General features: G+C 49.5%; 24 protein-coding genes and 1 pseudogene. 2 read left to right on the top strand and 23 right to left on the bottom strand.

The window, feature by feature from the left end; all coding sequences use genetic code 11:
* Positions 1-14 precede the first annotated feature (14 nt).
* The 4 genes and pseudogenes from bacC to MJQ52_RS13110 all read right to left on the bottom strand — a co-directional run bounded on the left by bacC (position 15) and on the right by MJQ52_RS13110 (position 3,488).
* Entirely contained in the window at positions 15-776 is a 762-nt protein-coding gene (gene bacC, locus MJQ52_RS13125) for a dihydroanticapsin 7-dehydrogenase (protein ID WP_038460243.1), read from the bottom strand.
* Positions 773-1,483, bottom strand: a complete 711-nt coding sequence (locus tag MJQ52_RS13120) for a cupin domain-containing protein (RefSeq protein WP_003151000.1) — start codon at positions 1,481-1,483, stop codon at positions 773-775. Before MJQ52_RS13120 ends, bacC begins: the two co-directional genes overlap by 4 nt.
* Positions 1,473-2,087, bottom strand: a complete 615-nt coding sequence (locus MJQ52_RS13115) for a bacilysin biosynthesis protein BacA (RefSeq protein ID WP_003150997.1) — start codon at positions 2,085-2,087, stop codon at positions 1,473-1,475. The genes MJQ52_RS13120 and MJQ52_RS13115 overlap by 11 nt, the downstream gene beginning before the upstream one ends.
* Before the next feature lie 161 nt (positions 2,088-2,248).
* Positions 2,249-3,488: pseudogene (locus tag MJQ52_RS13110) on the bottom strand (MFS transporter).
* A gap of 223 nt (positions 3,489-3,711) precedes the next feature.
* Here MJQ52_RS13110 and MJQ52_RS13105 point away from each other — a divergent pair.
* Complete coding sequence (locus MJQ52_RS13105; RefSeq protein WP_094247411.1) at positions 3,712-4,914, top strand: multidrug effflux MFS transporter; 1,203 nt, start codon at positions 3,712-3,714, stop codon at positions 4,912-4,914.
* Between the two features lie 32 nt (positions 4,915-4,946).
* Here MJQ52_RS13105 and MJQ52_RS13100 read toward each other — a convergent pair whose 3' ends face one another.
* From MJQ52_RS13100 to MJQ52_RS13025, 16 genes are all read right to left on the bottom strand, one after another.
* The gene (locus MJQ52_RS13100; RefSeq protein ID WP_094247410.1) at positions 4,947-6,365 is read right to left on the bottom strand and encodes an amino acid permease; all 1,419 of its coding nucleotides are present in this window, start codon (positions 6,363-6,365) and stop codon (positions 4,947-4,949) included.
* Between the two features lie 24 nt (positions 6,366-6,389).
* Entirely contained in the window at positions 6,390-8,072 is a 1,683-nt protein-coding gene (locus MJQ52_RS13095) for a M20 family metallopeptidase (RefSeq protein WP_071392439.1), read from the bottom strand.
* Positions 8,073-8,142: 70 nt separating this feature from the next.
* Positions 8,143-9,690 carry an L-glutamate gamma-semialdehyde dehydrogenase gene (pruA, locus tag MJQ52_RS13090; RefSeq protein ID WP_003150992.1) on the bottom strand — a complete coding sequence of 516 codons (1,548 nt, stop codon included), beginning with the start codon at positions 9,688-9,690 and terminating at the stop codon, positions 8,143-8,145.
* Between the two features lie 197 nt (positions 9,691-9,887).
* Positions 9,888-11,174: a Glu/Leu/Phe/Val family dehydrogenase gene (locus tag MJQ52_RS13085; RefSeq protein ID WP_015387545.1), complete on the bottom strand. Its 1,287-nt coding sequence runs from the start codon at positions 11,172-11,174 to the stop codon at positions 9,888-9,890.
* Positions 11,175-11,358: 184 nt separating this feature from the next.
* Positions 11,359-11,820, bottom strand: a complete 462-nt coding sequence (gene bslB / locus MJQ52_RS13080; protein ID WP_003150988.1) for a biofilm surface layer hydrophobin BslB — start codon at positions 11,818-11,820, stop codon at positions 11,359-11,361.
* 215 nt (positions 11,821-12,035) lie between these two features.
* Positions 12,036-12,491, bottom strand: coding sequence for a dTDP-4-dehydrorhamnose 3,5-epimerase family protein (locus MJQ52_RS13075; RefSeq protein ID WP_003150986.1), 456 nt, complete (start codon positions 12,489-12,491; stop codon positions 12,036-12,038).
* Entirely contained in the window at positions 12,488-13,336 is an 849-nt protein-coding gene (gene rfbD / locus MJQ52_RS13070; protein ID WP_024085934.1) for a dTDP-4-dehydrorhamnose reductase, read from the bottom strand. The genes MJQ52_RS13075 and rfbD overlap by 4 nt, the downstream gene beginning before the upstream one ends.
* A 20-nt stretch (positions 13,337-13,356) precedes the next feature.
* Positions 13,357-14,304 (bottom strand): dTDP-glucose 4,6-dehydratase, encoded by a 948-nt coding sequence (rfbB, locus tag MJQ52_RS13065; RefSeq protein WP_094247409.1) that lies wholly within the window; start codon positions 14,302-14,304, stop codon positions 13,357-13,359.
* A gap of 2 nt (positions 14,305-14,306) precedes the next feature.
* On the bottom strand, positions 14,307-15,044 hold the full coding sequence (locus MJQ52_RS13060) for a sugar phosphate nucleotidyltransferase (RefSeq protein ID WP_003150981.1): 738 nt from the start codon (positions 15,042-15,044) through the stop codon (positions 14,307-14,309).
* Positions 15,045-15,071: 27 nt separating this feature from the next.
* Complete coding sequence (locus MJQ52_RS13055) at positions 15,072-16,076, bottom strand: PseG/SpsG family protein (protein WP_094247408.1); 1,005 nt, start codon at positions 16,074-16,076, stop codon at positions 15,072-15,074.
* Between the two features lies 1 nt (position 16,077).
* Entirely contained in the window at positions 16,078-16,818 is a 741-nt protein-coding gene (locus tag MJQ52_RS13050) for a cytidylyltransferase domain-containing protein (RefSeq protein WP_172424430.1), read from the bottom strand.
* A complete protein-coding gene (locus MJQ52_RS13045) occupies positions 16,811-17,932 on the bottom strand; it encodes an N-acetylneuraminate synthase family protein (RefSeq protein WP_094247406.1) in 1,122 nt (373 codons plus the stop codon). The genes MJQ52_RS13050 and MJQ52_RS13045 overlap by 8 nt, the downstream gene beginning before the upstream one ends.
* On the bottom strand, positions 17,932-18,795 hold the full coding sequence (locus MJQ52_RS13040) for a GNAT family N-acetyltransferase (protein WP_094247405.1): 864 nt from the start codon (positions 18,793-18,795) through the stop codon (positions 17,932-17,934). The genes MJQ52_RS13045 and MJQ52_RS13040 overlap by 1 nt, the downstream gene beginning before the upstream one ends.
* Positions 18,796-19,965 carry a DegT/DnrJ/EryC1/StrS family aminotransferase gene (locus tag MJQ52_RS13035; RefSeq protein ID WP_094247404.1) on the bottom strand — a complete coding sequence of 390 codons (1,170 nt, stop codon included), beginning with the start codon at positions 19,963-19,965 and terminating at the stop codon, positions 18,796-18,798.
* Positions 19,966-19,986: 21 nt separating this feature from the next.
* Positions 19,987-21,411 (bottom strand): capsular polysaccharide export protein, LipB/KpsS family, encoded by a 1,425-nt coding sequence (locus MJQ52_RS13030; protein WP_172615067.1) that lies wholly within the window; start codon positions 21,409-21,411, stop codon positions 19,987-19,989.
* A 4-nt stretch (positions 21,412-21,415) separates the two neighbouring features.
* Positions 21,416-22,186, bottom strand: coding sequence for a glycosyltransferase family 2 protein (locus tag MJQ52_RS13025; protein WP_003150972.1), 771 nt, complete (start codon positions 22,184-22,186; stop codon positions 21,416-21,418).
* 281 nt (positions 22,187-22,467) lie between these two features.
* Here MJQ52_RS13025 and gerQ point away from each other — a divergent pair, with 281 nt between their 5' ends.
* Entirely contained in the window at positions 22,468-23,013 is a 546-nt protein-coding gene (gene gerQ / locus MJQ52_RS13020) for a spore coat protein GerQ (protein ID WP_003150971.1), read from the top strand.
* Between the two features lie 46 nt (positions 23,014-23,059).
* Here the strand turns inward: gerQ and MJQ52_RS13015 are convergent, their stop codons facing one another.
* The 3 genes from MJQ52_RS13015 to MJQ52_RS13005 form a co-directional block, all read right to left on the bottom strand.
* Positions 23,060-23,431 carry a DUF423 domain-containing protein gene (locus MJQ52_RS13015; RefSeq protein WP_003150969.1) on the bottom strand — a complete coding sequence of 124 codons (372 nt, stop codon included), beginning with the start codon at positions 23,429-23,431 and terminating at the stop codon, positions 23,060-23,062.
* Between the two features lie 63 nt (positions 23,432-23,494).
* A complete protein-coding gene (locus MJQ52_RS13010) occupies positions 23,495-24,814 on the bottom strand; it encodes a purine/pyrimidine permease (protein ID WP_003150968.1) in 1,320 nt (439 codons plus the stop codon).
* Between the two features lie 18 nt (positions 24,815-24,832).
* Positions 24,833-25,255 (bottom strand): YwdI family protein, encoded by a 423-nt coding sequence (locus MJQ52_RS13005; protein ID WP_015387535.1) that lies wholly within the window; start codon positions 25,253-25,255, stop codon positions 24,833-24,835.
* Between the last annotated feature and the right edge of the window lie 30 nt (positions 25,256-25,285).

The raw sequence follows: 25,285 nt of genomic DNA, 5'->3' as shown, positions 1-25,285 counted from the left end.
TAAACACTCCTTATCTATTGTGCGGTGTATCCACCGTCTGCGGTGATCGCGCTTCCGGTCATATAGCTTGATAAATCCGAAGCGAGAAACAGCATGACGTTCGCTATTTCTTCAGGCTTGCCGAGTCTCAGCAGCGGATTGACTTTCGCTTTTTCTTTTTTGATTTCTTCAAGAGTGCCTTCGTTGTTTTCAAGGAACGACTTTTCATTCAAAGGTGTGTCAATGATTCCCGGGCACACGCAATTGACGCGGATGTTGTGTTTGGCGTAATCGACGGCCATCGAACGCGTCAGCTGCAATACGCCGCCTTTAGAAGCGTTATATGCGGGAATGTCGGGCCATGCGACGACTCCTCCGACGGAGCACGTGTTAATGATATTGCCCTTGCCGCTTTTGAGCATATACTTGAGCGCGTGCTTGCTCATAAGAAACATGCCCGTCAGATTGACGTTGAGCACTTTGTCCCAATCGCTCAGCTCCATCTCATGAATCGGGGCGACAATTTCGATGCCGGCGTTATTGATTAACACATCCAATCCGCCGAACTTGTCAACCGCTGACCGGATGGCGTTTTGACATGCCGGTTCATCTGTAATATCCGTCCGGACAAAATGCAGCCTGTCATTGTTTTCTTTCCGGATCATCGCTTCTCCCTGCGCCTCATCAATATCCGCGACGACCACATTTGCCTCTTGATTCAGAAACGCCTGAACCGCGGCATAACCGATGCCTGATGCGCCCCCTGTGATGAGGACGGTTTTATCCGTCAGGTTCATGACTCTTTCGCCTCTAATTTTTTCGCTTTTGCTCTGTTATAGCGCGGAGGGAAAAAGATATTGACTGATTTTGAATCTTTTTCAAATCTGTTGATGGCGCCGTGATCTTCTCTCGGATCGCAGAAATAAGCTGTACCGAATGTCATATCCACTTTGCAGCCTTCAATGGTCATATCATAGCCGCCGCCGATGCAGATGCCGATCTGTTCATTGCGGTGTTTATGGAACGGCATTTCTCCTCCGTTGCCCGGAATGTTGGCAAGCATGATTTCCACCCAGTCTTCCACGAAGAACGTGACTTCCATCCCAGGCAATAAGTCTCTTGTTTTAAAAATATTCAAAAAATAATCCTCAGGGCTTGTATAGGTTTCACCGGCTTTCAGGCGTTTAATATCAATGGCGATCACTTCTTGATCCGTCTCATTTCTTGCGCCGTGAGGCACGTTAGGAGGCGCGATATAGGCTGATTCCAGCGCTGTCATCTTTCTTGTGACATCTCCGACAGTCATGGACAGCTCGCCGGAAACGACAAGGCCGATTTGGACTTCCTTATGCTGATGCGGTTCCACGTTTGTATGCGGCGGAACGTAAGAAAGCAGAACTTCCGTATCGCCTCTGACGGACGAATATTGTCTTACTCCGTTATCCCATTCTATTAATTTAGGCGTCGGGAAATAAAGTTCCTGCAAATCTTGTTCAGTTTTCATCATGAATCTCTCCTTTTCCGAATAATGACCAGCTCATGGGAATGCTTTTAAATGTTTTGACAAAGTGAAGGCCGTACTTTTGTCTGGCCAGCTCATTTGTCAGCGCGATGTCGGACAAACCGTCCTTCACTCTTTTCGCGGCTGCGCTCGTTGAGTTCACCAGATCAAACGTGACATCTTTACGGGTAAAATACTTAATCAAATTGATAGGAGACGGGTGGGATACGATGACAGTCTTATCAAGCATGTCATCTGTATATTCAAAACCGGGCCGGACAGCCAGGCCGTACATCGGGGTGTCGCACCTGAAAATTTGCAGAAGCTGCAGATCCGGTCTCATGTAGAAGTGCTTAATGCCGTCATACGCGTGAGGCACAATTGTGTATTCCAGCGGACTTTGAAGCGTTTTTTCAATGCACGATTCAAATGTATCATGCAGTGATAATTTGCTGTTCACCCCTTGGAGAAGGGTGAAATTGGTGATGAAGTTTTTTGCTGCGTACTCACTGCTTGTCCCTTCAGGACCGAGCGTGTTGATCGTAATCAGTTTAGATATTGAATAAGCCTTGCTTTTTGTTTGAATGCTATTATCCAATATAATCATGAGCACCAACCAATCTGTTAAATTTTAAGTAAATATTATCCATAGACGTTCAAGCTGTCAATATTATTTGAAAATATTGATAATTATTCCTATATATTAGAAAACACCTTATGATATAAGGTGTTAAAAATTAACATTTACAAAATTATAGAAACTTTATTTTACCGATACAATGATTGGTTGGTCTTATGCTCATATTTCCCGTACCTTCTGTATGCGAAAACGCTGAGGACAAAGCCGATGAGGGTGACGGCCGCACAGATAAATCCGACAGCTGCATATCCGTATCCGACATAGACCGGACCCATGAAAGCAGAACCCAAGGTGACGGCCAAATTGGATGCCAGACTGTAAAATGCCATGATTTTGCCCCGGCGGCTCTGTGAGCAATCACTTAAAATAGTGCTGAGCAAGGTCACCGTCAGGCTTTGCATCAACCCCCAGACGAATAACCCGATGACCAAAAACGGCATTGATGACGGCGCATAGGCGAGACAGGAAAGCCATATGCTGATCACGGCCAATGCCGCGATCAAAGAGCGCATTTTCCCCGCCTTATCTGCGATTTTTCCGGTGAACACGCTCATGGAAAAACCGATTCCGTACACCATGATCAGCAGCCCTGAAGCTGTATTCCCCCCCCGGCAGCACGCGGTGAAGATATGTGCCGAGAAAGGAATACATGCCGTAAAAACCGATCATGTTGCAAAAAGTGATCGTGAGGTATACAGGGACACGGGGCACCTTCAGCGCATCCCGGAAAGTGCCTGCCTGCCGTCCGTTTTCCTCTTCTGTTTTATCCCCATCCGCCGTGCTGCGGCGCGCCTCAATGAAAATGAGCGAAGCAACGAGGACAGACATGAGGGCGAAAATCCAAAACGTCCACCGCCAATTCAAAACGCCGCCGATAAAAGAGCCGATCGGAACACCGAAAATCAAAGCGAGCGACCAGCTTGACACGATCAGACCCATCACCTTGCCGCGGTACGCATAAGGCACACGGTCGCCGACCACCGCATATGCTGTCGGCACAAACGCACCCGCCGCAAGCCCGGAAAGCGCCCTGCCCAGAAAGAAGAAAAAGAGATTGTGCGCCAGCGCGCAAATCACCGTGCCGGCCGTAAATATAAGCAGTCCCGCCAGCAGACTGAGTTCCCGGGAATATTTATCTCCCAGCGGAACGAGAAGCGGCGCCCCGATAAAAATCATCACTCCGTAAATACTGATGGAAAGCGCCAGCACACTGACATCCGAACTGAAAGCCTGCGCTAAATCCGGAAGCAGCGGAGAAATCACCAGCTCTTCAGAACCCGCGGCAAATACGCCTAATGTCAAAGCAAGCGCGAGACAGACCGGAAATCGGCGTTTCGTTTCGATGTGATCGGTTTGTTTGCTGTTCATGCTCTTTGAACACCTCTTCCGTAAAACTTTTCTACCTTTTGTTGTTTTATAGTTTAGCATCCTTATATTTCATTTTACATTTCATATGAAAACTAATTCTGATTTTTTATTTACATTCAGATTTTAAATAAAATATTTAGTTTGTATTCAATAAATGATATAAAATACGCCGTCCGCTTATGCTATAGTGATAGAATCATTTGTTAAGGTGGGGGGTTATGAAATGAATAACGCTGATTCAAAGGCCGCCCGCGCAGGCCTCGGCATGGTACTGATTCTCGGGACGCTCGCTTCATTCGGGCCGCTTTCGCTCGATATGTATCTGCCCGCTTTGCCTGAGGTGGCGGCCGATCTTCATACGACAGCGTCACTTGCGCAGCTGAGCCTGACGTTTTGTCTGTTGGGGCTGGCGGTCGGGCAGATCGTTGTCGGGCCGCTCAGTGATATGATCGGGCGCCGGAAGCCGCTGATTCTGTCATTGCTGCTTTATACGCTGTCTTCTTTATTATGCGCCTTCAGCCCTTCTGTTTCGTTTTTAATTGTCATGAGGTTTATTCAAGGATTCACCGGGGCGGCCGGAATCGTCATCGCACGGGCTTCCGCACGCGATATGTATTCCGGAAAAGAATTGACGGCTTTTTTCTCATTACTGATGCTCGTCAATGGGGCGGCGCCGATTTTAGCGCCGATTACAGGGGGATTTATCCTTCAGTTCGCCGGCTGGAAAATCGTATTTATCGTGCTGGCGGTGATCGGCTGTATCATTTCTGCCGCCGTGCTTACGGCGTTGCCTGAATCACTCCCGCCGGAAAAGCGGACAAGCGGCGGACTCCGGGAGACGCTGATGACGTTTCGCGGCCTGCTTGGCGACCGGATGTTTATGGGATTTGCGCTCAGCCAGGCATTTGTGATGACCGGCATGTTCGCATATATTGCCGGGTCGCCGTTTGTACTGCAAAACATCTACGGCGTATCGGCGCAAATGTTCAGCCTGCTGTTCGCCGTAAACGGTGCGGGGATCATATGCGCCACCCAAATCACCGGACGGATGGCCAAAACACATGATGAACGGAAGCTGTTTGTCTCCGGTCTGATGATTGCCGTCATCGGGAGCATCGCTTTGCTTTTATCACTTGCGTTTGGTTTAGGCCTGACGGCGGTCTGCATTTCTTTATTCATCATTGTTTCTTCTGTCGGGATCGTCACGACGACGGGATTTTCTCTGGCTATGCAGAAACAGGAGAAAGGCGCGGGAAGCGCTGCGGCTCTTCTCGGACTCCTGCCCTTTATCGGCGGTGCGGCTGCCGCTCCCCTTGTCGGTATTGCCGGAGAAGAAAATGCCTGGCCGATGGCCGTCAGCATTTTCGGTTTTCAGTTCTGTGCCGTTCTATCCTATGTTCTGTCGGCCAAACGAAACACAAAGTAAAGCCCGCCGCTTTAAGCGAAGGGCTTTTTTTCTTATCCGGCAGCGCCTTTTTCCGAAGAAGCCGGCTCACGCTTCAGGCGTTTTTTGATACCGAAGTGATAATACGCGTAACAGATGATCATCAGCGGGACGCCGCAGTACAGACCGATACGCTGGTCGGGGATAAAGATGAGACTGATTAAGATAAGACCGTAAACCGAAAATCCGAGAATCGGCACAATCGGATAAAGAGGCGTTTTAAATGCCAGGTCTTTCAGATTTCCTCCTTCAGCGAGAAAGCGTCTCCGGAAAACGAATTGTGAAGCGCAGATTGACATCCACGCGACGACGGTAATCATACCGGAGATGGAAATGAGCCACACATACACCGTTTCAGCCGCGACTACACTTGTCAGCAGGGATAAACCGGAGATGGCGATGGTGATGGAAAGAGCTTTCAGAGGCACGCCTTTTTTCGTCAGTTTCGTTAAGGAAGCGGGGCCCATCTTAGTTTTTGATAGGGACCACATCATTCTGGACGAAGCGTACAGCCCGGAATTCGCCACCGACAGCATGGCGGTCAGAATGACAAAGTTCATGATATCGGCCGCATAAGGAACGCCGATTTTATCCAGCACAGCCACAAACGGGCTTTCGATGACGCCTGCCGTTTGATACGGCAAAATGGACACGAGAACAAACATCGCCAGCACGAAGAAAAACAGCGTCCGCCATATGACGTTTCGGATCGAGCGGGGAAGCGTCTTTTCCGGATTTTCGCTTTCTCCCGAGGCGATTCCGACCAGTTCGGTACCCTGGAATGAAAAATTCACCATAACAAGGGTAAACAGCACGGCTTGGGCGCCGTTCGGAAAAAGCCCTTTGTCCGTCGTAAAGTTTGACAGATACGGAGCCGTCTGCCCGCCGTTAAAACCGACAAAGCCGAATACCGCAGCGCAGCCGAGAATAATAAACAATACAATGGCCATGACCTTAATGCTGGAAAACCAAAATTCCATTTCCGCAAAACTCCGTGCAGACAGCGCGTTAATGGAAAAAATGACGACGCCGAATACCAGGCACCACACCCAAATCGGAACGGCCGGAAACCATCGCTGCATTAAAATCCCCGCCGACGTCAGCTCAAGCCCCACTGTATTGGCCCAGCTGAATGCGTACATCCATCCGATCGTAAATCCCGTCGACGGCCCGAGAAACTTTGCGGCATACGCCTGAAATGATCCTGCGACCGGCATAGCGACCGCAAGCTCCCCCAAACAAAGCATCACCAGATACATTAAAAATCCGCCGATCACATAAGCCAATATCGCGCCGATCGGTCCCGCTTCACTGATCGTAAAACCGGAGCCCAGAAAAAGCCCCGTCCCGATCACGCCGCCGAGGGCGATCATAAACAAATGCCGGCCCTTCATCGTGCGCTGCAATTCATTTTGATTGGTATCTCCCTGCATATACATCCCCCTTATTCCGTTATGTCAGCCATTTGTGCGTATGTCTAATCGGTAGCTGTGCAAAAGGTGCATTGTCGTCTGCTGAATAAGTTCCGGCAGCACATGGAATGTGTACGGCTTGTACACGCGTTCCGTCCATTTATGGCCGTCCTTTCCGTATACCCCTATATTGACCGACGGAATATTCAATTCCCTGATTTCTTTAAAAGGAATCGTCCCGATGACATCCCAGCCCGGAAAATTATCGGTAAAGGCGGAGACCTCCTCGTCTGTTTCATGCAGCGATAAAAAGCTTCCGTCCGCTAAATAGGGGAAAAACTTTTTAAAGACGAATGTTTCTCCGGTTGATGCCGCTGTTTTATCGACCGCTTCTTGAATGACATGCTGCAAAAGCCGGTCCCGTGTGCTTTCTTCCTTCAGATAATTGTGCGGAAGATAAGGCGGCGCATAGAAAATAATGACTTTAGCTCCCTGCTCAGGATCGAGTTTTTGCAGTTCTTCGACGGCTTTAAAACATCTCATCCGCAGTTCAAGATGTTCATATGTTTTAAATGCCTGCCCGATACACTGTGCAGGGTCTATCCCGCGGCTTCTCAGCCTTTTCAGGTAATCTTCCAGACTGTACACTTGAACGTTCCATGACATCTCTTTTTTCGGCAGGCTCGTTCTCTCACAGTATTCGTCGTAATAATCAGATAATTTTTGTTCTGTCTCTTTGCAGGCTTCGTCAGCCACGGCGGTCAGCTGATCCATGACTTCTTTGGCGGTTTTCTCGTAAATAAAATAATTAAAATAGACATAGCTGCTGACGGCGGTCTGCACGTTATACGCTTCCTTATTGTCACGCTGGTAGAGGCAGGTCGGCGGAAGCACAAGCTCCCCTTCAATGTTTTCCGCCATATGAATATTGTTGTGAATTCTTCTGGTGATTTCTGACGCGATCAAATTCGGATCGATGCCGGACAGCGTATCTCCGACATGCACCTCCCGCCCGTAAATCGCAAAGCAAGGCAAAAGCTTCCCTGCCGCACCCGTGTATATGTACCTTGTCGTGTCACCCTCATACAGCGGCGTGATGAAGTCATTGTTAATCGCTGCTAAATAACGAAGCTGCTTTTCTTGTTTCAGCCGTTTTAATTCAGAAATGCTGGTTAAAATGCCGGAATGCTGGCTTTCTTCATCCGGGTTTGCCATGAACAAAATATGGCCCGGCAGCTGATCGCGCCGTTCAGAAAAGTGAAGCAGATTGGCGAGATGAACGGCAATACCGCTCTGCATATCAACCGAACCCCTTCCGAACATCCACTCGCCTGAGCGGGCGTCCCGCTGCACATCCCGATCAAATTCATAGTTTGAGAAATATTCCGCGAGACGGTCGGAATCAAAAGCGATATCTTTTAAAGGGCCGAAATCCTCGATGCCGACCGTATCAAGATGAGCGTGATAAATGACCGTATTCAGGCTTTCGCCGTTTCCCTCAATAAATGCGAAAATATTTTTGCGGCCGTAAGGGTCCTCAGGAATCGCCTGCTCCCACACATGTGACGGATTCTCCTGAAAGTAGGGAAAGCTCTTGATCATATCTTTGATATAGTCGGCTTTTTTTCCTTCTCCCAATGTGCCGTTGATGCTGTTTAAGGCCACCAGTGATTTCGTAATGGCTTCTATTTTCTCCTCCGGAAGCATTTTGCTGAGCTGCTGATACATATTCCATCCTCCTTACCCTCATATAGAGAAAATAGCGCGACTCTTTTTTCATCGCGCTATTTCCGAAAGATTAATAGGCTTCAGACGTTGTTTTTGCCTGCATATGAAGAATCAGATAGTCAGGTCCTCCGGCTTTCGAATCGGTTCCTGACATATTGAAGCCGCCGAACGGCTGGTATCCGACAATCGCTCCCGTACAGCCGCGGTTGAAGTATAGATTTCCGACGTGAAAATCTTCGCGGGCGCGTTCAATGTGCGCGCGGGTTTTCGATAACAGAGCGCCCGTCAGTCCGTAATCGGTATTATTGGCAATCTCAAGCATATGGTCGAAATCACGGGCTTTTGAGATCGCGACGACAGGCCCGAAAATTTCCTCCTGCATCAGGCGGGCGTTTTCATCAACATCCGCAAAAATGGTCGGCTGAATAAAGTATCCTTTTGAATCATCACCTTCGCCTCCCGTCAGGAGTTTTCCTTCTGTTTTGCCGATTTCGATATAACTCATGACTTTATTATAAGATGCTTCGTGGATGACTGGCCCCATGTATGTATCAAAATCTTCCGGACTTCCGACGGTGAGTGATTTTGTTAAAGCGACGGCTTTTTCAACAACTTCATCATAGACGTCCTGATGAATGACCGCACGCGAACCGGCTGAACATTTTTGGCCTGAGAATCCGAAGGCGGAATACACGATTGAGGAAGCGGCAAGATCAAGATCAGCATCTCTGTCTACAAGCACCGTATCTTTCCCTCCCATTTCGGCAATGACCCGTTTCAGCCACTTTTGGCCCGGCTGTACTTTTGCGGCGCGTTCATAGATGCGGCATCCGACCGCGCGGGAGCCTGTAAACGACACAAATCTCGTCTTCGGATGCTCAACCAGATAGTCGCCGATTTCTCCTCCGTCGCCCGGTATGAATTGGAGCACGCCGTCCGGCAGGCCCGCTTCTTTCATTACTTCAACGAATTTCGCCGCCACGACAGGCGCCGCATCCGCCGGTTTCAGAAGTATCGTGTTGCCTGTTACGATGGCTGCCGCCGCCGTTCCCGCCATGATCGCAAGCGGGAAGTTGAATGGAGAAATGACGATTCCCACCCCAAGCGGCTCATAGTGATACTGATTATATTCTCCGTCACGGCTCTTTACAGGAGAACCGTCTTTCAGTTTCAGCATCTGACGGGCGTAATACTCTAAAAAGTCGATCGCTTCCGCCGTATCCGCATCCGCTTCCTTCCACGGTTTTCCCGCTTCTTTCACCAGGTACGCGGAGAATTCGTGCTTTCTTCTGCGGATGATCGCCGCCGCTTTAAACAGCACATTCGCGCGGTGTTCCGGCCGTACTTTTTTCCATGTTTGAAATGCCTGCAGCGCAGCCTGCATGGCCTTTTCCGCAAGTTCTTTTCCGGCTGCCGATACAGAACCGATCACTTCTTTTTTATCTGCCGGATTGACGGAAATGATCTTTTTATCCGTTTCAATCGCTTCACCGTTGATGATAAGCGGATAATGCTTGCCGAGCTGTGAATTCACATAAGCCAGCGCTTCCTGAAACGATTGTTTATTTGTCTCTTCCTGAAAATTTGTAAATGGTTCGTGTGCGTATGAAACTGTCATTAGAATTCCTCCCCGTATTTTGTAATGTGTGCTCACGCTTAATAAAGATGCAAGAAGCATACCAGCATAGCAATTTGTGATAAAAAAAGATAATCTTTGCCGAAAGCTTGTCCGAATCTGTCAGCTGCAATCTGAAAACGCAAAGAAATTTTGCGATCCGCTATATAACTGATGCAAAATCTCTTTGCGGATAACACTTATACCCAGCCGCGGAACCGGGCCGCTTCAGCCGACTTTCTGATACCTGTCATATAGGCGGCCAAACGCATATCGACTTTGTGGGTATGCGCTGTCTGATAAATGGATTCAAACGAATTCACCATGACGCTGCGCAGTTTTCCGGCGACTTCCTCTTCAGACCAGTAAAAGCCTTGATTATTTTGCACCCATTCAAAATAAGACACCGTCACGCCGCCGGCGCTTGCCAAAATATCCGGCACGAGAAGCACGCCTCTTTCATTCAGGATTTTCGTGGCGTCTATCGTTGTCGGGCCGTTCGCCGCCTCCACAATGATTGAGGCTTTAATGTGATGGGCGTTTTCAGCCGTTATCTGATTGGAGATTGCGGCAGGCACGAGAATATCACAGTCCTTTTCCAGCAGCTCCCGGTTCGTTATGACATCAGAGAAGAGATTCGTCACCGTGCCGAAGCTGTCCCGCTTATCCAGCAGGTAATCAATGTCAAGGCCGTCAGGGTCATACAAAGCCCCGTGGGCGTCTGAGATGCCGATCACCTTGGCGCCGGCGTCATGCATAAATTTAGCGAGAAAGCTCCCCGCATTTCCGAACCCCTGAATGATGATCCGCGCATTTTCCAATGGAATCCCTTTTTTCTTAACGGCTTCCTCAATACAAATCGTGACGCCTTGCGCGGTCGCCGTTTCCCGCCCCTGTGAACCGCCGAGAACAATCGGTTTGCCCGTAATGAATCCCGGTGAATCAAATTCTCTCAGGCGGCTGTATTCGTCCATCATCCATGCCATAATCTGCGAGTTGGTATATACGTCGGGAGCCGGAATATCCTTTGTCGGGCCGACGATCTGGCTGATCGCGCGCACATATCCGCGGCTCAGCCGTTCCAGCTCTCCGAATGACATCGTCCGCGGATCACAGATGATGCCGCCTTTTCCGCCCCCGTAAGGAAGATTTGTGATGCCGCATTTTAAAGTCATCCAGATGGAAAGCGCCTTAACCTCTTCTTCACTGACTTCCGGATGAAACCGCACGCCCCCTTTTGTCGGGCCGACTGCGTCATTATGCTGTGAGCGGTAGCCCGTGAAAACCTGTACTGAACCATTGTCCATTTTGACGGGGATGCGTACGGTCAATAGCCGCATCGGCTCTTTCATCAGTTCATACATATTGTCAGGATAGCCCAGTTTGCGCAGGGCCTCTTTTATGATCGATTGTGTGGACAAGAACAAATTAAGAACTTCTTTTTCTTCATCTTTCTGAGTGCTTTTAGAAAGCGGGTTGGCTGACATGTTTTATCACCTCATCGTATTTTACGTGTAAGCTTCAATTACCGGCAGAACGAAATGTAAGCGCTTTTACACCAAAACCCATCAATCCCTTTCACATTGTCGTTACACCCCTTTTTATATGCAAGATTCATGCCAGGATTTTGCGCATCAAAAAAGAGGCTGTTGTCAGCCTCTTTCATCCCAATTAACGCGGGTCAATAACCAGCTTTGTTTCGGCATAGAGACTGCCGGCCCCCAAACCGTTTACGTAATCGCCTTTAATTGTATACGTGCCCGCGCGCGGAAGGTTTTTACGCACCAGGACGAGATTATATTCAGACGCGCCCAATAAGTCAAGGGTAAGCGGAAGTCTGACCGTTTTTCCGTAGTTGAGAATTTGCGTTTCTTTCAGTGTTCTTCCGTTTACAGAGTCCCTCACAGTGGCGTTGAACCCGTCAGGAAATTGAAATTCAACGGCCCCGACGGCAAGCAGCGCATTCGGCTTGTATGTGACTTCAATATCAGACGTCGCGTATTCTTTCGTACTATTGACGGTTTTCGCTTCAATAACGGCAGATTGGGCGTTCGCATGAAAAGATGGCAAGAATACAGCTGAAAATACCGCAGCACTGATGAGAAAGGCAGAAAATGATTTTCTTTTTAACATCATGAATTCCTCCAGATCATATAGGATTCAGAGCGTCCTCTGCCGGAAAAGCGTGTCTGATGATTCCATTCGCGAATTGGGTTTCTCTTTTCCTGAGAATAATCTACCACCTTTATCCATGGAAGTAAATTATTTTTAGAATATTCAATCATTTATTTTTCGCGAGATGAATCAGCACAAAAAAACGAAGACATCCGCTGTCTTCGTCTTGTGCGCTACCGGTGAGCCGTCTGCCAGTCAAATCCGATGGTGTCATCATTCCACGGAATTCTTTTTTCGTCAGGCTGATCCGGATTGTAGGACATTGTCGTGAAATAAATAATGGTCAGCGGGGTTTCGCCCAGCACTCTGTACCCGTGTGCGACGCCTTTGGGAATGAGAAGGAGCATCGGATTGTCTTCTCCCATGTAGTAGACATCCGTTTCTCCCTTGGTTGCCGACTCTTCGCGAAGGTCATGCAGCACGACCTGGGCGTGGCCTGTCGGGAAAAACCACAGGTCATCCTGTTTCTCATGATAGTGAAACGCTTTAATGACGCCGGGATAGCTTTTGGACCAGGAAGCCTGCCCGAAACGCTCTAAGAGATGTTCATCGTCACGGACGAGTTCTGAGAAAAAACCCCGGTCATCGCTGTGTTTGATCAGCTTTTTAATTTTTACGCCTTCGATCACTTGCACTGTCCCTCCCTTTGTAAATAATCCTGCAGCGCTTCCCGCCAATGCCTCATGCCGAGCCCCTGCCGTTCAATCGACTCAAGGCTCAACACCGAGTAAGCGGGGCGCGGCGTCTCATTTCCGTATTCCTCCGTCGTGACGGGCAGCACGGCGGCGGTTCTGCCGCTTTCTTCAAAAATAGCCTTGGCAAATTCATACCAGCTGCACACTCCGCTGTTTGCGGCGTGGTACAAGCCCGGCGGCCTGTCAAACAGACCGATCACCGTTTCGGCTAAATCCTTTGTGTACGTCGGTGCGCCGACTTGATCGTTAACGACACGAACCTGATCATGTGTATCCGCAAGTTTCAGCATCGTATTGACAAAGTTGTGCCCGCCGCTGCCGTACACCCACGACGTTCTGATAATGGTGTGGTTTTTTCCCGTTAACCGGATCAGTTCTTCGCCGAGTTTTTTGCTTTTTCCGTAAATCGTGCCCGGATCTGCGGGATCATCGGTCTGGTATGGCCGTGTTCCTTTGCCGCTGAAGACGTAATCGGTGCTGATGTGAATGAATTTCGCGCCGGTGTTTTCAGCCTCAAGCGCGGCATAATAAGCGCCGATTCCGTTTATTAAATACGCTTTGTCGAGCTCCGTTTCACATTTGTCAACGGAGGTGTATGCCGCCGTATTGACGACGATATCCGGCTTGTAATGGCTGAACGAGTGCCGCACCGAACGCTGGTCGGATATGTTCATCATCGCTTTTGTCAAGGCGATCACTTCATACCCTTCCCGCTTCAGCTGGCGGCATAACTCCCGCCCCAGCTGACCGGCCGCTCCGGTTACTAATACCTTCGTCAATCGGATCCCCTTCTTTCCGATTAGTCTTGGCTGTCTGTATACCAGCGAATGGTTCTTCTCATTCCTTCTTCAAATGTGACGTCCTGCCGCCATCCCAGCTCATTTTTCAGCTTTGAAGCATTGATGGCGTAACGGCGGTCATGCCCTTTTCTGTCTTCGACATGAGCAAACCGTTCCTCGACACCGAGCTCCTTCATGATAAATGACGCAAGCTCTTTATTCGTCCGTTCATTTCCTCCGCCGATATTGTAAATTTCGCCGAGTGTTCCTTTTTCCAGCACGAGCTTAATGGCGCGGCAATGATCTTCCGCAAACAGCCAGTCTCTGATCTGCATCCCGTCGCCGTACAGCGGAACCGGCGTGCCGTTTACGGCATGCCTGATAATGGTCGGAATCATTTTCTCGTGGTGCTGGTACGGCCCGTAATTGTTGCTGCATCTCGTAATGATGGCAGGAAGCTTATGGGTTTTCACATAAGACATGACAATCAGGTCTGAGCTTGCCTTGCTGGCGGAATACGGATTGTTCGGAGAAAGCGGCGTCGTCTCTGTAAAAGCGGGATCATCCGGTGCCAAATCTCCGTACACCTCATCTGTGGAAATGTGAATCAGCCTGCCGGCTTTTCCCTGTAACACCGCGTCCGCCAGTCGGTATGTGCCCATCACATTTGTTGTGATGAACGGCTCTGCCTGATTTATGCTTCTGTCCACATGGGATTCAGCCGCAAAATGAATGACAGCGTCATACATTTGGGAAAAGACTTTGTCAATGTCCTCTTTTTCAGAAATGTCACCTTTGATAAAACGGAAACGGCCGTTCTTTTTTAAGGCTTCTATTTCAAGCGGCCTGCTTGCATACGTGAGATTATCCAGGACGGTAATCTGCGCATCTGTTTCTTTCAGCATCATCTTTGTGAAGGTAAGGCCGATAAATCCGGCGCCCCCTGTAATTAAATATGATTTTGGCATGATTAATGCTCCTGTCCTTTCTGTAATGCCTGATGCGCCAGGCTTCCGGCGAGATAGAGCGATTCATGCGTGCCCGCATCCACCCACCAGCCCGTTAACACATCATACGTCAGCTCACTGTGTTCAATGTATAAATTATTGACATCCGTAATTTCCAGTTCGCCGCGTTTTGAAGGAGAAATTTGTTCAATATAAGAAAACACTTCTGCGTCGTACATGTAGATCCCCGTGACGCATAGTCTGGTCGGCGGCTGCTCCGGCTTTTCAATGATCGACTTGATCCGTTTGTTTTCCTCATCAATCTCGGCGATGCCGAAGCGCTCCGGATCGTCAACTTCTTTCAGCAGCACTTTCGCTCCTTTTCCCTGCTTTGCGAAACGCTCCGTATAAGGTTTTAATGAATCTTCAAAAATATTATCTCCCAAAAGCAGAACGAACGGATCGCGCCCGGTAAACCGCTTTGCGTATGATAAACCGTCGGAAATGCCGGATGCGGCTGGCTGAACCTGATATGTGATTGAGACGCCGAGCTCTTCTCCGGTTTCGAGAAGTTTATGAAATTGCGGAATATATTCTTTTTGCGTAATCAGCAAGATATCCGTAATCCCCGCTTCTTCCAGCTTCATGATCGACCAGTAAATCATCGGATATGGACCGACAGGGAGTAAATGCTTATTGACCGCTTTTGTCAGCGGCATAAGGCGTGAGCCGGTGCCTCCGGCTAAGATAACACCTTTCACATGAACACTTCCTTACGTGTGGTTTTATCACAAATCATAAAGAATCGCCGCCGCCCGTTTAATGCCCCTGCCGTCAACCAGCGGCTTTCCGTTCTGATGAAGCCCGAGCCGTCTCGGATAATCAGCAGCCAGCTCAGACATATGCCGAGCGAGCACGTCTGCCGCGGTGTGTTCTCCCAGGCCGAGATGAACGGCGGCCTCTCGTGCGGCGAATTTTTCCGCCGTCTCAGTTTGATGCTCCACTTGAGAAAGAACGATGCAGGGCACACCTGTACAAATGGTCTCATATAAGGTGATCCCGCCGGACACGATGGCCATATCAGCCCCCGTGAGAAGCGCGGCCATGTCATTTGTCTGCCTTACCATCTCGGCATAAGGCATTTGTGTGAGATGCGCGCGCACGTCATCAGCATGAGGCGCGGCGCCGCCCATGACGATGATCACTCGTTTCCGCTGAATGCCGGGAATGCGGCGGCATGCTTCCATCACTTTAAAGACAAGCTTCTTCGGGTCGCTTCCTCCTAATGAGACCAATATGGTTCGGCATTCTTTATTCAGCTGATAAAGCTGTTTGGCTTTTTCAAAACCCGGATGAAGAATCATATAATCCGGGCCTTCATATACCGCGGCGCTGCCCATTTGAACCGTCCGGCTTTTCAGCCCGCCGTAAATGCCGTTTATAACGGCATCGCATAAATGAATGACATGTTCCCTCTTTTCTTCAAATAAGACGATACGAGCCGATGAATGCTTTTTAATTTTCTCCAGCCAGTCACACGGCATATCGAGCAGATCGAATATGAGAAGGTCGGGAGCCCGCCTGTTTATTTCCCGGACAATAAATTCCTTCTGTCCCTTGTCAGGCTTGATGATCACTTCCCATTGATCAGATGACAGATAAGAAGAAGCCTCTTTATTTGTGTAGAACGTTATTGAGCAATTGTTCTTAATGGCACCGGCAAGCAGCTTCATCCGAACCGCGTGCCCCATGCCGATGTCACGGCCCCCGTCCGTGAAAATCAAAACCCGCACGCTAATCAGCCTCTTTTTGCCGGATCATTTGATTAATGGCCCTGAGCTCCGGATCACGATTCAGCAGATGGATCAATTCTTTTGCCGGAATATCAGGACGCGAGCCCGCTTTTACGTACAGCTCGCGGGCCAGCCTGTAGTCCTCTTCTGTATCGACGGTCATCCGCAAGTGAGGAGCCCGGAGTTCCTGCGGGGGCTCAGGAAAGAGAAGCCGGTACCTCTCAGGAGATTCTCTTATCAAAAGGGTGACATGCTCCTGATATTTGTCCGCCAGCGTTTTGTCCGCATTGATCTCCGTTAAAAGGCGCGCGTTCACCGCCTCGCCGCCGATCCCGAGCGGTGTACCGCAGATATACGTGTAGTCTGCGTGCTGATCTAAATGCGATTGAATCAGAAAATCAAGCAGCGAAGGGTCAACAAACGGGTTATCCCCCGTCAGTCTGACTGCGATGTCCGGTTTTACTTGTTCGATGACTTGTGCAAACCGGTCAAGCACACGCTGTTCGCTGCCGCGGTGCACACGGTAGCGGTTGCTGAGGCAGTGCGCAGACAGAATGTCGTCGGTCTTGCTGTCAGACACGGCGACGATCAGATTATCCCGTGATTGATCGTAAAACGCGCTTTGCCGAACCCTTTTGACAATCATATCGAGGATCGTATACCCGCCGATCGGTTTCAGCACTTTGCCGGGAAGACGCCCGCTTCCCATCCGCGCCTGAATGATAAACAAAATGTCAGTCATCATATGGGCTGCCTTTCGTCAAAAGGTCATCCCAAGTGATGCCCGTGTCGGCGGGGATATCCCTGACCGCACGCGCGCCGTCAGTTAAAAGCTCAAAATATCTCGGGTGAAGCCCCTGCGGTTTTTGGCCGGGACGAAGGACGGCAAGGTTTTCCGCCGTAAAACATTCGCCTTTTTGAATCGGCGCTGTTGAAAAAATGCCTCTGTAAGCGAACCTTCTGATATCCCCTTCAATCGGTGTCGTCGTTTTATGGGAACTTCCCGACAGCACTTCCGGCACCGGAGCGTGATACCCCTGCCGCAGCTCCGCTTCAACTGAGCGGATCGCCGCAACCATTTCTTTTAATTCATCCGGATTGAGGGCGAAGGAGTGATCAGCACCGGGCAGGTTTTTATCGATCGTAAAATGCTTTTCAATCAGTTTCGCTCCGAGCCTGACAGCCGCGCACGGCACATCATACGGATGGGCGCTGTGATCGGAGAAACCGATCACTGCATCCGGGAATGCGGCGGCAAGCATGGGAATGACGCTCAGATTGCTGTATTCAGGCGGCGCGGGATATTTCGCCACACAATGCATGATCGCAATTTCTTTGTTCCCCTCGCCGGTAATGGTTTGATAAGCCTCCTGAATATCTGAAATATCAGCGCCCGCGGTGGAGAAGATAATCGGGGTCTTCAGCCCCGCGACATATTTCAATAACGGCAGATGGTTCAGCTCGTAGGAGGCGATTTTAAAAGCTGAAGGGGAAGTCGCATACAGTAAGTCGGCAGAGCCTTCGTCACATACCGTGCTTAAAAACAGCACGCCTTTTTTCTTACAATATTCAAGCAGCGGTTCGATCCACTCAGCAGGCATTTCCATTGATTGCACCAAAGAAAAAATAGAGACTTTTTTTCCCGCAGCTGTTTTGTATAAGCCGGGGTCTTTCTGATACATTTTGTCAGCCTGAAACATTTGGAACTTGACCGCGTCCGCGCCGGCCTCACTGGCCGCATCTATCAATTCAAACGCCTGACTCAGTTTTCCGTCATGATTAATTCCGGCTTCGGCGATGATGAATACGGGCGAACCTTCGCCGATTGACTTCGTTCCGATTTTGCATGATGCCATCAGTCCGCCTCCTTCCCGGGCCACACATGATAGTAGTAATAGGACGCATCCGCTTTAAATCCCATTCTTTCATACAGGCGGATGGCTCTTACATTGTGGAGCTGCGTTCCCGCTGATACAGTCTTATGCTGAAAACGCAATGATTGTTCAATCACGTGCGCAGCTAAATGGTATCCCGCTCCTTTTCCTTCAAAGCCCGGCTTTACCGCCATCAGATCAAGGACGAATTCATCGCCTTTAGACAGCCCCTGAACAAAGCCCGCGGTCTCTCCCTTATATTTGGCGAGGAATTGTAACGAAGCTCTTCCTTCCGCGTTATTCCGCGCCCACTCTTCAAACAGGCGGTTTGCACTTTTATAACTGAGATGGGGGTCTTGATAATACCTGCTTTTTGTAAAGGCGTCGCGGGCCAGCCGGCTGATCGCTTCCGTGTCACCGGGTCCGGCTTCTGTAATCTCAAACGGCGGCGTGCTGTTATATACACGCACCGGACTGACGAGCTTGAGAAGACTCCCTACAAAATAAGCGTTCGGAAGCTGCTGCACGACCTGCATCGCGCCGATATCTTCAGCCGGTATTTTAATAAATATAAAATCAGTGCCGTCCGCCCGCCTTGCCGCGTAAAATTCCTGAAACAGCCTTTTGAGCTGTCCGGTGCTGTTTGCGGCTGCAAGCTTCACATTGATGATATTTTTTCGGAACAATTGACTTTCCCACGAAGAGTTTTCATATAAAATCACGCCTTGAAGGCTGTTTTCTTCCAATAAACAGAGCGACGATTCATAGGCTTCCGACTGAATGCCCTTCTGATGCAGGAAGGCATGAATCATGTCCTGCGCAAGATTTTCCCTCAGTCTGTACACCTAATCAGCCCCTTTGACGATATCCGTAACGGCTGCAATGACGTATTCAACGTCATCATCTGTCATTGACGGATAAAGAGGGAGTGATACGGTGCGGTGATAATACGCGGCCGCGGCCGGAAAATCAGTTTCCTTATATCCGTACGTTTTTTGATAATACGGATGGAACGGAACCGGAATAAAATGAACACTTGTGCCGATATTATATTGGTCTTTCAAAGCGGAAATCAGATCGTTCCGGCTGATCCCGGCCTCCTGCTCCTCTATTTGAAGAACATACAGATGCCATGCATGCCGCCCGTCATTACTGACATGCGGGATGGTCAGCCCTTTCATGTGTCTGAAGGCGTCCTGGTAGCGGCTTGCAATGTCAGCCCTTCTTTGCTGCATGCTGTCAATCCGTTTCAGCTGATGAAGCCCAAGCGCTGCCTGAAGATCAAACATATTCATTTTATAGCCGGGTGTTTCGACCTCGTAGTACCAGCTTCCGTTTGAAGAATAGCGGTTCCACGCGCCTTTGCTCATGCCGTGAAGGCTGAGCACCCTGATCTGATCGGCAAGCCCGTCATCGTCCGTCGTCAGCATGCCGCCTTCACCGGTTGCCAGATTTTTTGTCGCGTAGAAGCTGAATGCCGTCGCATCACCGATTGATCCGATCATTTTCTGTTTATAAGTGGTATACACGGCATGTGCGGCATCCTCTAAGACAAATAACTGATGCTTTTCGGCAATGGCCAGAATCTGATCCATATCACACGACTGGCCGGCGAAATGAACGGGTACAATCGCTTTTGTCCGCGGGGTGACGGCCGCCTCAATTTTTTCAGGGTCTGCATTCAGCGTAAGCGGATCGATGTCAACAAACACCGGAACGGCGCCTGTGTGCACGATTGTATTGGCTGTTGAACTGAACGTCACGGCAGACGTGATGACCTCGTCACCGGGACCGATCCCTTTCGCTTTCAGGGCCAAAAACAAAGCGGCGGTACATGAGTTCAGCGCGATCGCGTGCTTTGCCCCCGTCCAGGCGGCAAAGGCTTTTTCAAACGCCTCTACTTTCGGTCCCTTTGAAAGCCAGCCCGATTCAAGCGTATCAATAACCTCCTGAATTTCGTCCTTCCCGATCATGGGCAATGAATAGGGAAGAAAAGCTGATCTTTTTTGCACCATTTTTTTGCGCTCCTATCTTTTTTATGAAGGGTCAACCCGTCTGAAGCTGACTCCGGTTTTTTCCTGAAGCACTTGGCATAAAGCGGCAAGCGAATCCTGTACCGGGTAGTTCGCGGCGACAAAAGCACGGCGCGCCTGTTCCGCTTTTTGATATTCTGCGGGGCTTTCGCATATCCGGATTAATTCCTGAGCGAGTGCCTGCGGGTCCTCAAAGACAAATTCTCCAAGTGAATGATAATAAGGGTATCGGCGGGTTCCCGCTGATTTTCCGATCAGCACGGGCTTTTGAAACAGCATCGCTTCAAGACCGACCGTTGATGTCTGTGTCACCGCAGCGTCAACATACGGGAGAATATCATACAGCTCCATCTCTTTTTTGATGATTTTGCCTGCTTTATATTTCCGCAGCACCTGATTGTAAGCATCCAGCTTGTTTTTGCCGATTTCCCACGGATGCGGTTTAATAATGAGCTGCATGTTCTTTTGGCCGGCAAGCTCTTCAAGCACTCCCGTATAAAATTCATCAGAAAACGGCTGCGTGGCGATCAGCACCGTCCGCTGTGACGGGAGAAAAGAAAGTTTGCGGTAAAACATGTCCCGATCTATCGGCTCTCTTGAGAAAATCTCGTCGAAACGGGGATGCCCCGTGATGATGATTTGTTCCTCCCTGCAGCCTTTTGCTTTATACCACTCCGCTTCATAAGCCCCGAATACGGCCTGATAGTCCGTAAATACGGGCAGAAACGCTTCATCTCCCATGAGCGCTCCGTGCTGCAGACAGATGCTGACGGCGTTTTTTTTCGCGGACATCAGCGCCAGCACACGGCTGTAAATATCCTCCGTCGTGCCGACTACAACGGCGGAAATCTTCTCGGCCGTAAACAAAATATCAACGGCGTCAATCGCTTCAATAAATAACGGGATGTCTTTATACAAACGTTCCTGAAATTCTCTGTTTCCGAAAGCGGGATGGCTGTGAAGCTCTTTCAAAATGGAATGGGCTTTTTCAATATAAGGGACGGGGTTCCCTTTTTGTCCCATTTCCGTCAGCTCCAATTTGCAGATAACGGGCAGCCCATGATGGTCAGGCAGACTCCATCTGGCCAGTACCGCTGTTTTTGCCGGATCAAACTGCCGGTAATTTCCCTCGGTGAACCGAAGATGATCGAAATGCAGAATGACTTTTCCGTTTACCGGTTTCTCATCTGTTTTCTTAATGTTTTGCCTTTTTTGATCATAATAAGGCTGAATACCGGCTTCAGGAATATGCTGATCCGCCGGACCGAAAAGCTCTGGGTTCTGCTCCATGCTCTCCCGAAGCGCCGGACTGATATATTGATAAAAATTACTGATCAATGCGAGCGGGATGTCTTTGTAGCGAAGTGACTGAAAAAGGTCAATATACTGCCGGTACAGCACCCAATAGTTCGCTAAGTATGCCGACAAGCCCTCACCCCTTTCCAAGCTTTTTTAATGATTCCCTCAGCTCCCGGCACGTGGTCTGCTGCGGAAGGCTGTTCACAAACTCGTTTTTCTCCGCCGCGAAAAGCTGATAATGGATGGATTGATCGGTAATATAATTGATATCAAGCTCCTCAGAAATCGGGTAAAACGGATAAAAATGATTCACTCTCCAAAAGAAACGGGCGTCACCGATACGGTAAAACGCGGGGCTTTCATCCCAATAGGAACCGAATGCCGATTTGACCTGTTCCAGCACGGAAAACCGGTGCATGACCGAACAATGGTCAATGGCGCACGGCGCGTTCCACACGATCCGTTCGGCGGGCCTGGCCGTCTCCTTCACCGTCTCTTTCCGCTGATTCAGATGATAGGTTTTGGAACTTGAATACACGACGGCTTTTTCCGGGTCTTCATCAAGCTCTTTCACCATTTTCTCAAGTCGTTCCGGCACATACGTGTTGTCGTCGGTCGCATACGTCACGTACTCGCCCTCCGCCATTTCTATTGCCTGATTAATCAAGGCGGCGTAGCGTGTTTTTTCCGTTCTTTCTTTGACGCCCGATACATCGCTTTGATAAAACCGGACACGGTCATCCGTGAGAAAAGGACGTATTTCCGCCAATGTCGCTTCATTTGAGTTGTCATCCATAATGAACAGTTCAAAGTCTGTAAACGTCTGAGACAGAATACTTTTAATAGAGCGGGCCACATAGTCACTTTTGTTATAGCTCGTCATGATCACTGACACTTTAGGCAACTCGTCACCCCCTTTTCGCACCTGAAACTACCGCTATCATATGTTCCTTATGCGGAAGATGCGCTAGGAATACAGACTATTATGTGAAAAGTCAGCATTGCGCGCACAAAAAAAAGCCGGCTCTGATGTCCGGAAACATTGGATCGTATTTTCTTTTTTCGCATAAATCTTTCTTTGGGCTCATATGGTGGAATAGATAAAAACAGCAGCCGCTCTGTCGGCTGTCTGATACTTGTCAGGAGGTTTCAGCATCAAGAGGTTTTCATCAAAGGAGGAACAATATGAAACCGAAAAAGAATCAATATCAGCAAATGCAGGGGATGGGGATGGGAATGGATATGCAAGGATTCCAGCCGCAGCTCGGGCCTAATCCTTATCCGCAGCCTCAGGGCCAAGGATCACAAATGATGCCGATGCAGCAGCAAATGACAATGCCGATGCAGCAAGGCCAGCAGGGCTTCGGCGGGGGGTTCCCCGGCCAGCCGCAGCAGCAGGGCGGCGGCAGCTTTCAAATCCCGTCAGGTCCATCATCGTCACAAAACGTTCCCGGCATGCTGCCGATTGAAGAGTCATACATTGAAAATATTCTGCGGTTGAACCGGGGCAAAACGGCGACGATTTATATGACATTTGAAAACAGCAAAGAATGGAATTCAAAGATTTTCCGCGGTGTGATTGAGGCGGCGGGACGTGACCATATCATCATCAGCGATCCGAAAACGGGCACCCGCTATCTGCTTCTGACCATTTACCTTGATTACATCACGTTTGATGAGGAAATCGCTTATACTTATCCGTACTCCATGTCTTCTTATTCTCCGAGATAAATCAAAAAGCCAATCGCTCACTTGACAGAGGATTGGCTTTTTTTCTTTATAAATATTTGACGGCCGCGACGATAATCATAATCCAAGAGATGATAAACGCCACGCCGCCGAGCGGTGTAATCGCGCCGAGAATGGAAATCTGCGTCACGCTCAATACGTACAGGCTTCCTGAAAACAGAACGATTCCCGCAAACATCAGCCAGCCCGCAACAGAAACACTGCCTGCGCCAGAAAGCTTTTCGGCCAAAAACGCGACAGCCAGAAGACCGAGCGCGTGATACATATGATATTGCACGCCTGTGTGCCACACCTGCAAATATTTATCGGGGATTTTCCCTTCAAGCCCATGCGCGCCGAAAGCGCCCAGCGCCACGGCCAATAAAGCGTTAATCGCACCAAGAATAATAAACACTTTCATCTATTTTTCTCCCGCCTTTTCGTTAAAGTTTCCAATTCAATCATAACCCAACATCGGCAAAATTCAACGTCCGTCATCCGATGACACGAGATTGTCGGATTTTTTCTTTTTGATAAGCTGGATTCGGTCAATCGCTATCGCCAGCAGCGTCCCGAGCACAAGGCCGTTGCTTAAGAGCGAAATCAGGATCGGATGCATCCCTGATAACGCGCTCTCCGGCACAAACATTACGCCGACCCCCGTGAGGAGCGCCAGACCGATAATGGAACGGATTCGTTTTTGCTCCGCTTTCTCATAAGAGTCAAACTCCGTAAAGGCAAGACCCGCCATCGTGGAGAAAACGACGAAGTTTACCGCAAAGCCGACCGGTGAGGGCAGACTCGCAAACGCATTCATAAATAGCGGGATCATACTGATGATCATGACAAATACACTTCCCAAAAGAAACGGCTTTTTCGAAGGAAGCTTCGTCGTCTCAATAAAACCGGCCGCCCCTGAAATCGGCACAGGCGCAATGCCCCCTGACAGCCCGCTCAAAAGGTGGCTGATCGAAGCCGCAAACCCTGCCGGACGCTCACGCCGTTTCCCAACGGTGCCGCCGAATTTTTTCACCGCCGCTTCTACAACCCGGATGCTCGCGAGCATGTTGACAATCAAAAGCACGGTAATGAAGAGTGACGTAATGATCAGGCCGCTGTCAAACACGGGTTTTCCAAACGGAAAAAGAACCGGCAGCTGAATCACGCGATCCGGTATTTGAATCGGTTTGGCAGCGCCGAAGACGGCGAATAAGATCCATCCGCCGGCAAGCGAAAGGAGAATCGCATACTGTCTTAAGAACGTAACATTTGATCGGGACATGATGAACATCGCCGCCGTCACAACCATGGCGAGCCCGAATACAAGGCCGTCGACGCTGTTTTTTAAATAGCCGATGCCCAAAAGGCCTTTCACAATCGGCTGACTCAGCTGCATGACCAACAGCAGCAGATACACACCGGTCACAACCGGCGTAAACAGCACGGCCAGCCGTTCAATCACTTTAAAAAGGCTGAACAAAAAGAAAAAGACAGCGCTTAATAACAGCGCCCCCTGCAGCGCCCGCAGCGTCTCGCCGAATGTCGCAAACACCGTGCCCGTCAGTCCGCCGTAAATCGTGTATACGCCCCACCATAAGCCTGCCGGGCTTTCATTAATCGGCAGACGATGTCCCTGGAGACATTGGATGACCGCAGCGACGCCAAGCACAAAAAATGTGCTCTGAATCAACGCGGCAGAATCGGCATGGTTCAAGTGAAATGATTGTGCGATGGCGACAGGAACTACAATCGCAGCCGCAATCATAAATGCCGTCCATTGCAAACCCCCGAGTATCAGTTTCAAGTCAATCAACCTCTCCTGTTAAAAATCGAAAATGGAATCCCCGTTTCCGTCTTCCTCACGTTCGTCTTTCGCTTTTTTCTGATATTGGTTCAGCCCGGCGCTGCCCATCATTTTTTCAAGCAGCAGCGGGTCTGTCGAAGGAGACGCGGAAGGTTTCGGCGCCGCTTTCGGAATCGGATTCTGCACAGGCGCCGGAGCGGTGTGCGTCTGAGTGCCGAGCACGACATCACACAGAGAGCGGATGGCGGCCGCGTGCATTTTGACCTCCTCGGTGCGGGTCGCCGTTTTCGCCTGCCTCAGTTCTTCTTCCATCTTCTGAATTAAAGCAGAGATATGTATGTTCATGAGTAAATCCTCCAGCAGTAATTTGTCTTCTTCCTGCATTTTATCAAATTTCTGAGCGAATCGCAGAATGGAGTTTGTTATTTTTTCTGACGGCATACCGCCCGGAACATCAAAAAAGACGCTTCC

This window comes from Bacillus sp. jun7 (assembly GCF_051034795.1).
GTDB classification, from domain to species: domain Bacteria; phylum Bacillota; class Bacilli; order Bacillales; family Bacillaceae; genus Bacillus; species Bacillus velezensis.
This window is presented reverse-complemented; position numbering and strand designations above follow the sequence as displayed.

Coding starts and splice junctions, on each gene's coding strand:
- bslB (WP_003150988.1), bottom strand. CDS start 11,820: ATGTTAAAAAGAAAATCATTTTCTGCCTTTCTCATCAGTGCTGCGGTA.
- MJQ52_RS13005 (WP_015387535.1), bottom strand. CDS start 25,255: ATGCCGTCAGAAAAAATAACAAACTCCATTCTGCGATTCGCTCAGAAA.
- MJQ52_RS13035 (WP_094247404.1), bottom strand. CDS start 19,965: ATGGTGCAAAAAAGATCAGCTTTTCTTCCCTATTCATTGCCCATGATC.
- MJQ52_RS13095 (WP_071392439.1), bottom strand. CDS start 8,072: ATGTATCAGCAGCTCAGCAAAATGCTTCCGGAGGAGAAAATAGAAGCC.
- MJQ52_RS13015 (WP_003150969.1), bottom strand. CDS start 23,431: ATGAAAGTGTTTATTATTCTTGGTGCGATTAACGCTTTATTGGCCGTG.
- bacC (WP_038460243.1), bottom strand. CDS start 776: ATGAACCTGACGGATAAAACCGTCCTCATCACAGGGGGCGCATCAGGC.
- MJQ52_RS13045 (WP_094247406.1), bottom strand. CDS start 17,932: ATGGCATCATGCAAAATCGGAACGAAGTCAATCGGCGAAGGTTCGCCC.
- pruA (WP_003150992.1), bottom strand. CDS start 9,690: ATGACAGTTTCATACGCACACGAACCATTTACAAATTTTCAGGAAGAG.
- MJQ52_RS13050 (WP_172424430.1), bottom strand. CDS start 16,818: ATGACTGACATTTTGTTTATCATTCAGGCGCGGATGGGAAGCGGGCGT.
- gerQ (WP_003150971.1), top strand. CDS start 22,468: ATGAAACCGAAAAAGAATCAATATCAGCAAATGCAGGGGATGGGGATG.
- MJQ52_RS13115 (WP_003150997.1), bottom strand. CDS start 2,087: ATGATTATATTGGATAATAGCATTCAAACAAAAAGCAAGGCTTATTCA.
- MJQ52_RS13085 (WP_015387545.1), bottom strand. CDS start 11,174: ATGTCAGCCAACCCGCTTTCTAAAAGCACTCAGAAAGATGAAGAAAAA.
- MJQ52_RS13100 (WP_094247410.1), bottom strand. CDS start 6,365: ATGCAGGGAGATACCAATCAAAATGAATTGCAGCGCACGATGAAGGGC.
- MJQ52_RS13105 (WP_094247411.1), top strand. CDS start 3,712: ATGAATAACGCTGATTCAAAGGCCGCCCGCGCAGGCCTCGGCATGGTA.
- MJQ52_RS13120 (WP_003151000.1), bottom strand. CDS start 1,483: ATGAAAACTGAACAAGATTTGCAGGAACTTTATTTCCCGACGCCTAAA.
- rfbB (WP_094247409.1), bottom strand. CDS start 14,304: ATGCCAAAATCATATTTAATTACAGGGGGCGCCGGATTTATCGGCCTT.